At 65.3% G+C, this 6,941-nt stretch carries 2 protein-coding genes; both read right to left on the reverse strand.

Annotated features, from left to right (window positions below; all coding sequences use genetic code 11):
* Positions 1-5 precede the first annotated feature (5 nt).
* The gene (locus ACLP9N_RS28495) at positions 6-6,551 is read right to left on the reverse strand and encodes a type I polyketide synthase (protein ID WP_442410499.1); all 6,546 of its coding nucleotides are present in this window, start codon (positions 6,549-6,551) and stop codon (positions 6-8) included.
* The coding region (locus ACLP9N_RS28500; RefSeq protein WP_442410500.1) for an acyl carrier protein at positions 6,548-6,941 on the reverse strand (394 nt) is incomplete at its 5' end. The genes ACLP9N_RS28500 and ACLP9N_RS28495, both read right to left, overlap by 4 nt.

The raw sequence follows: 6,941 nt of genomic DNA on the forward strand, positions 1-6,941 counted from the left end.
CGTGCTCACTCCTGTTGTCCTCGCTTTCGCCGCATCGCGGCTTCGTGGCGCGCCGCCGCGCGCTGCTGGGCTCGGTCGCGAACCATCTCGCCTCGCTTGGGAGCTTGGTTCTGCTGTGTGTCGGCCGGCTGCGGATAGTCCAGTCGTTCACACAGTGCGGCCGCGAGATCGGTGATTGTCGGGTGCGCCCATACCAGAGCGACCGGCAACGTGATGTCCAGACTTGCTTCCAGCCGATTTCGCAATTCGAGGCCCATCAGCGAGTCCAGACCAAGCGACTCTATAGGCCAATTCTGGCCAATCGGCTCGGTGGAGCGCAGCACCGCCCGGATTTCGTTGGCGATCGCGGCTGCGAGGCGGCCTGGGCGCTCGCCTGCGTCGCTGGCATCCAATTCCGCACGCAGCGCGCCGCCGCCGCGCCGCTCTAGTCTTGTCGAGTCATGCAACTTCGCAAACAATGACGAACCCGCTGCGGCGGGAAAGGATTGGAACCACTGCCGGGCGTCGAGGCTGAACACACCGGTATGCGCCCGATCGGCTGACAGCACCAGCTGCATTGCCGCCAGCCCCTGCTCGACCGTGATCATCGAGACGCCGAGATCGGCGAAGAACTGGGCACGGCCCACCTCGGCCCATGGGCCCCAGTTGATCCCGACCGCGGGAAGTCCAAGGGAGCGCCTACAGGCGACAAGGCCATCGACCCACGAGTTCGCGGCGGCATACGCTCCCTGGCCGGGCGCGCCCAGCAGGGAGGCTGCCGACGAGAATGCCAACCACCAATCGACGTCTAAGTGGGCGGTGGCCTGATGAAGCCGCCAGCTGCCGGTGACTTTCGGAGTGAACACGCGCCGCGCGGCCGAATCCGACATATTCAGCACAATCTCATCATCCAGAACCATTGCGCTGTGCAGGACTCCGGCCAACCGGAAACCGGCGTTTTCGACCGCCGCCACCAGCCGATCGGCCGTGCCGGGTTCGGCGATGTCGCCGGTGACCACCTCGACCCGGCTACCCGCGGCGTTCATCTCTGCGATAGCCGCCCGAACGTCGTCGCTGGGAGCCGAACGCCCGTTCAGGACAATCAATCCCGCGCCTTGCTGCGCCAGCCACTGTGCGACGACGAAACCGAGACCGCCCATGCCGCCCACGATGAGGTATCCGCCGTCCCGGCTTACCAGTGGTTGCGGTGGCGGCGACGCCATAGCTTCGATGCTGCCGTCGACAGGTATCGAGACGACGATCTTGCCGGTGTGCCTACCGGAGGCCATCAGCCGAAAAGCGTCGGCCGCATCGTGGAGGCTGAACTCGGTGACGGGAAGTACCTGCAGTTTGCCGTCCGACACGTGCCCGAGGATGTGTTGCAGAAGATGGGCGTACCGCGCCGGTTGCAGTTTCAGATTCAAATCGAGGTCGACGACGGCGAAGGACGCGCTTTTCGCCAGTGCGGCCAATCCCAAGTTGACATCGGCATGGACGTCCTTCTTGCCTAGTTCGATGAACCGACCACCAGGAGCAAGTATCTTTACTCCGCGCTGAATCGCTTCGCCCGGTAGCGAATTGAGAATGACATCCACGCCGTAGCCGTCTGTGATGTCGAGTATTTCATCGGCGAATTCCACGCTTCGTGAGTTGCCGACGTACTCGATACCAAGCCCGGACAGCATTTCGCGTTTGGCATCCGAGCCGGCCGTGGTGTAGATGCGGGCGCCGATCATCTTGGCGATCGAAACTGCCGCCAGTCCGACACCGCCGGTGGCGGAATGGATGAGCACGCGTTCGCCGGGCGACAGCCGCCCGACCTCGCACAGCGAGTGCCAGGCGGTCAGATACGCGATGCCGAATGTGGCCGCCTCACGATCCGGCAGCGTGTCGGGAACGGCGACGACGAGGTCTGCAAGTGTTGTCAGGTGGGAGCCGAATGTGCCGGGGCCGAAGGCGATGACGCGCTGCCCGATCTCGACCGAGTCAACGCCTGCGCCGACAGCCGTCACAAAACCGACGCACTCGCCACCGATCACGGGCGCGGCACCGTCAAGTCCGGGATACACGCCCATCGCTTTGAGCACGTCGCTGAAGTTGAGGCCCGCGGCGACGACGCGAACCTCCACCTGATCGGCTCCGGGCGGAATCCGCTTCACCGCGTGCACTCTCAGCGCATCCAGTCGTCCGGGTTGATCGATCTGCAGCCGCACAGCGCCCGCGCCGTCCAGGTTCACGACGGTGGGGCGAGATTCGAGGACAAGATCACCGGTTGCCGCGGTGGGCGCGGGCACCAGCCGGTTGACATACCGTTGTCGATCGCGGAGGGCGATTTCATCGTGGTCCGAACCGGCGAGCAACTCCTCCGTCAGGGTGGCAAGTGAGCCGGCGCCGTCGGCCTCGACGTCGACGATTGTGGTCTTCAGTTCCGGATGCTCGAATGTCAGCACTCGCGCGATTCCACGAAGCTGCGTCTGTGTCAACGTGACTTGATCACCAGGATCGAGCTGTTGTGCGCCGCGGGTGACGATCCACAGCCGCGGGCTGTTCCGGGCACCCATTCGCGTCAGAGTCTTTGCTATGTCTGCGATCAGCAGCGTGCGTGCCTGCGCCAGGTCCAGTTGAGCGTGGTCCGGCAGCGACTCATCGACGGCTCGTGGCGGACAGAGCACGACGATGCCGTCCCACCCGATATCGCTTCGGGTGATCGCTGCGCGCAGCTTCGCTGCGTCGGTCGGGGACACCACCTCGACTTCGCCGATGCCGTCGCTCAGTGACGACTGCAGCGCAGGCAGCAGCGGGTCGCCCGCAGCGAGGTCACCAATCAACAACAAGCTGTCGAGAGCATCGGCCGCTTTGTCGAGGGGTGCAGGCTCCCACTCCACCGTGAACAGGCGGCTGGTGAGTTCCGTTGCGCCGCCGCCTGACCCAAGCACCGCCATCTCCACTTCATCGATGACGAGCAGCGGTTGGCCATGCGGATCAGTCAGTGTGACTTGGCCAATGAGCCGATCCGGACTACCGGTGGCGGCGAGTGAGCCAATCGAGCAGACACCGTCGGATACGTTGCCGTACACGTGGATGCCCGCGAAACGTACTGGCAGCACGAGGATCTGGCGGGCCGTCTGGCCTCCGGCCAGGTCGGTCGCCACCCGGGTGGCACCGAGTGCCTGCACTGCGATATCCATCATTACGGGGTGCAACACAAAGTTGCGGGAACCCGTCCTGGCCGAAGAGGGTAGCCGCACTTCTGCGCGGGCGGCACCACACTGCGCGACGGTGAGCCCGACGATTCCGCGAAACGCCGGTCCGTGTTGTTGCCCGGCGCCGCGCAGCCGCTGATACAGATCGTTGGGGTCGAGTTCGGCCGCCACGTCGTCGACCGCCGGTCGCAATACCTCGTAATTGGACGCTGTCTCGCGCGCAACCGTAGCGGTGGCGTGTTTGATCCAGCCCGAAGCAGCGTTGTGGGTGCGCATTTCGATGTGACACGTCTGCTCATCCCCGGTGAGCGTCGTGACAAGAACGGTGCCGTCGGTGACGGGCAGCAACTGATGAAGACTAAGCTCGCGGATCATCCAAGGCCGATCTTCTAGGCCTTCTGAGCCCCTGAATGCATCGGTCGCTGCCGCTAGCGCAACCTCGGCGTAGGCCGACCCCGGCAGCACGCAGACATCGTCGATCACATGATCCCCGAGCCACAGCAGATCCGGGCCGAGCTCGCATTCCCATATCCGGGTGCCGTTAGTGGGGTCGGTGACACCGATGCCAAGTAGCGGGTGGGTGTTTGCCCTATGGTGCGGGGCGGTTGTGGTGGAGATCCAGTGATGGATGTGCTGCCAGGGGGTGGTCGGCAGAACGGGGTGTGGTCCAGGGGGGTGGGGGGTTTGGGGTGGGTGGGTGGTGTGGGCGGTGTTGAGGTTGGTGTGGAAGGTCAGGGTGTCGTGAGCATCGCGTTGCAGGGTGCCGATGCTTAAGTAACCGGAACTGTAATCGGTAGTGCAATTGACCTCGTCTTGGGCGCTCTGCTGGCACGCGGCCAGAGTGTCGCTGATGGCGTGGGTCAACAATGGATGCGCGCTGATCTCGATGAAGGTGTGGTGATCCGTCCCGGCGGCGGCGATCGCCTGTTGAAACCGCACCGGGTTGCGCATGTTGGTGGCCCAATGCTCGGCGTCGAATGCCGGGCGGTTTTCGAGGTCTTCATAGGTGGTGGAGATGATCGGAATGGTCGGTGGCCGCGGGGTGAGATCGGCCAGTTCCGACCGCATCAAGGGTTGCAGGGCGTCCATGGCTGGATTGTGCGGGGCCACTTCGATGTTGACTCGGCTGGCGAAGTGGCTCTCTGCGCGCACCTTTTCGATGAGGTCTTCGATCATCGGGGTTGGGCCGGCGATCACCGTTTGACGTGGTGAGGCATAGATCGCCAATGTGACCTGTGGATGGTCGGCAATCAGCGCCTCGGTGGCGGTGGCGTCGAGCTCGAGCAATGCCATGGCGCCTTGTCCGGACAACGGTGCCATCAGCCGCGACCGGGTCGCGGTCACCCGCAACCCTTCGGCGGGTGTTAGCGCACCGGCCACCACCGCGGCGGCCACTTCTCCCACGGAATGGCCTATCACGAGATCGGGCGTCACCCCGTAGGAACGCCATAGCGCGGTTAGCGCCAGCTGCATCCCGATCACACCCAGCTGGATGTGCTCGATGCCTTCCAGCGGCTTTCCGGTGGCGATCACGTCGTGTAGCGAAAACCCTGCCTCGGCCACGAATACCGGCTCCAGTTCGGCGATCGCGGCGGCGAATGCGGGCTCGTCGGCGAGCAGCTGGCGGCCCATTCCCGCCCACTGCGACCCCCGACCCGAGTAGACGAATACCGTGCCCGGCCCGACCGCGCCCTCATGGCGGCCCACCGCGCCCGGGGCGGGCTCACCGGCGGCCAGCGCACGCAACCCCGCCACAGCCTGGCCTCGATCAACGGCGGCCACCGTGGCGAACTTGGCCTGCCGGGCCCGGTGATGGTTGAGCGTGTGCGCCACATCAGCCAGCGCCACGTCGGCGCCGGGGCCTTCCATCCAATCGGCCAGGACCGAGGCCGTCGCCGCCAACCGCTGCTTCGTCTTACCCGACACCACCAACGTTGACACCGCCGGATCAGACGCCGGCTGCGGCTCCCCGTCAGACACGGACACCGGATCTGGACCCTGCTCGATCACCACATGCGCATTCGTCCCGCTTAGGCCGAACGACGACACAGCTGCCCGGCGCGAACCCCCCGCGGCGGGCCACGTTGCGCACTGGGTCGGCACGAACAGCCGAGTCGATGATGCATCGATGGCCGGGTTCCAGCGCGAGAAATGCAAATTCGGTGGAATCCGTCCACGCTGCACCGCCAGCACCGCTTTGATGAACCCCGCGATCCCGGCCGCCGCCTCCAGATGACCGATGTTGGTCTTGACCGACCCCAGCGCGCATGCGCCCGCCCCACGGCCGTACGTGGCCGCCAACGCCTCGAACTCGATCGGATCGCCCAGCACCGTTCCGGTGCCGTGGGTCTCGACATAGTTCACGCTGTCGGCGGTGACATCTGCGCCCCGCAGTGCCGTGGTGATCACGTCACGCTGCGCCGACGCATTCGGGGCGGTCATCCCGTTGGAGCGACCGTCCTGGTTGACCGCCGAACCGCGGACCACCGCCAGCACCTGATCCTGGTCGCGCACCGCGTCGGCCAGCCGCTTGAGCACCACCACCCCGCACCCCTCGCCGCGCACAAACCCGTCGGCCATGGCATCGAATGTCTTGCACCGGCCCGTCGGCGACAGCGCCGACCACTTGGACAACGCAATGCCGGTGAACGGTGACAGCGTGAGCTGCACCCCGCCCGCCAGTACCATGTCGCTTTCCCGCAATCGCAGGCTTTGACAGGCCAGGTGAACCGCCACCAACGACGACGAACACGCGGTATCCACGGCCACCGCCGGGCCACGCAGCCCCAACAGATACGAGATCCGCCCCACCGCCGCGCAGTGCGGGTTTCCGGTGCTCAGGTACGCGTCGATCTCGGCATTACGCTCGACGTTGATGATCGTGTAGTCCCACGACGACAACCCCATCACCGCGGCGGTTCGGCTGCCGCTCAGGGAATCCGGTGGAATGCCGGCATGTTCGAGTGCTTCCCAGGCGACCTCGAGCAGCATCCTGTGCTGCGGATCCATCGCTACGGCTTCGCGAGGCGGGATACCGAAGAAGTCGGCGTCGAACCCGGCGGCGTCGGGAACGAAACCACCCCATTTCGTCGTCATCCGCCCCGGTGCCGACGGATCGGGGTCGTAGAACTCATCCGCGTCCCACCGGTCGCCCGGCACTTCGCCGACGGCGTCCTTACCGTCGACCAGCAGCTCCCAAAAGCCATCCGGCCCAGACACATTGCCCGGCAAGCGACAACCGATCCCGACTACCGCCACCGGCTCGGCGATATCGGTCGGAAACGCCGTCCCCGCACGAACAAGCTCACGAGCGAGGACCTCTCGCGCCTTCGGCGACAATTGCGCCGCGCGTTCGGCCAGGTTCGTCATGACTCACCGCCGCCCGTCGCGGCTTCCAGTTCGCTGGCTTCGACCAGATCGGACAGCAGTTCCATCTCCTCATCGGACAGCGAGGGTTGCGCATCGGAAGTCTTCGGCGCGCCAGACAACGGCTCGGAAGGCTCATAGCCTAGTCGTTCACACAACGCGGCCGCGAGATCGGTGATTGTCGGGTATGCCCACACCAGGGCGGCCGGCAATGTCGTGCCCAGGTTTGTTTCCAGTCTGTTCCGCAGTTCGAGGCCCATCAGTGAGTCCAGGCCGAGCGACTCCACGGGCCGATCATGGTCAATCGGATCGCTCGAGCGCAGCACCGCCCGGATCTCGTCGGCGATCATCGAGGTCAGCAGGCCGGGTCGATCGGTCGCGTCGCTGGCGTCC

It is taken from the genome of Mycobacterium sp. (assembly GCF_052144515.1).
Classification (GTDB): domain Bacteria; phylum Actinomycetota; class Actinomycetes; order Mycobacteriales; family Mycobacteriaceae; genus Mycobacterium.

What these genes read in the sequence shown, in the direction of transcription:
- ACLP9N_RS28495 (WP_442410499.1), bottom strand. Translation starts at nt 6,551, where the DNA reads ATGACGAACCTGGCCGAACGCGCGGCGCAATTGTCGCCGAAGGCGCGA.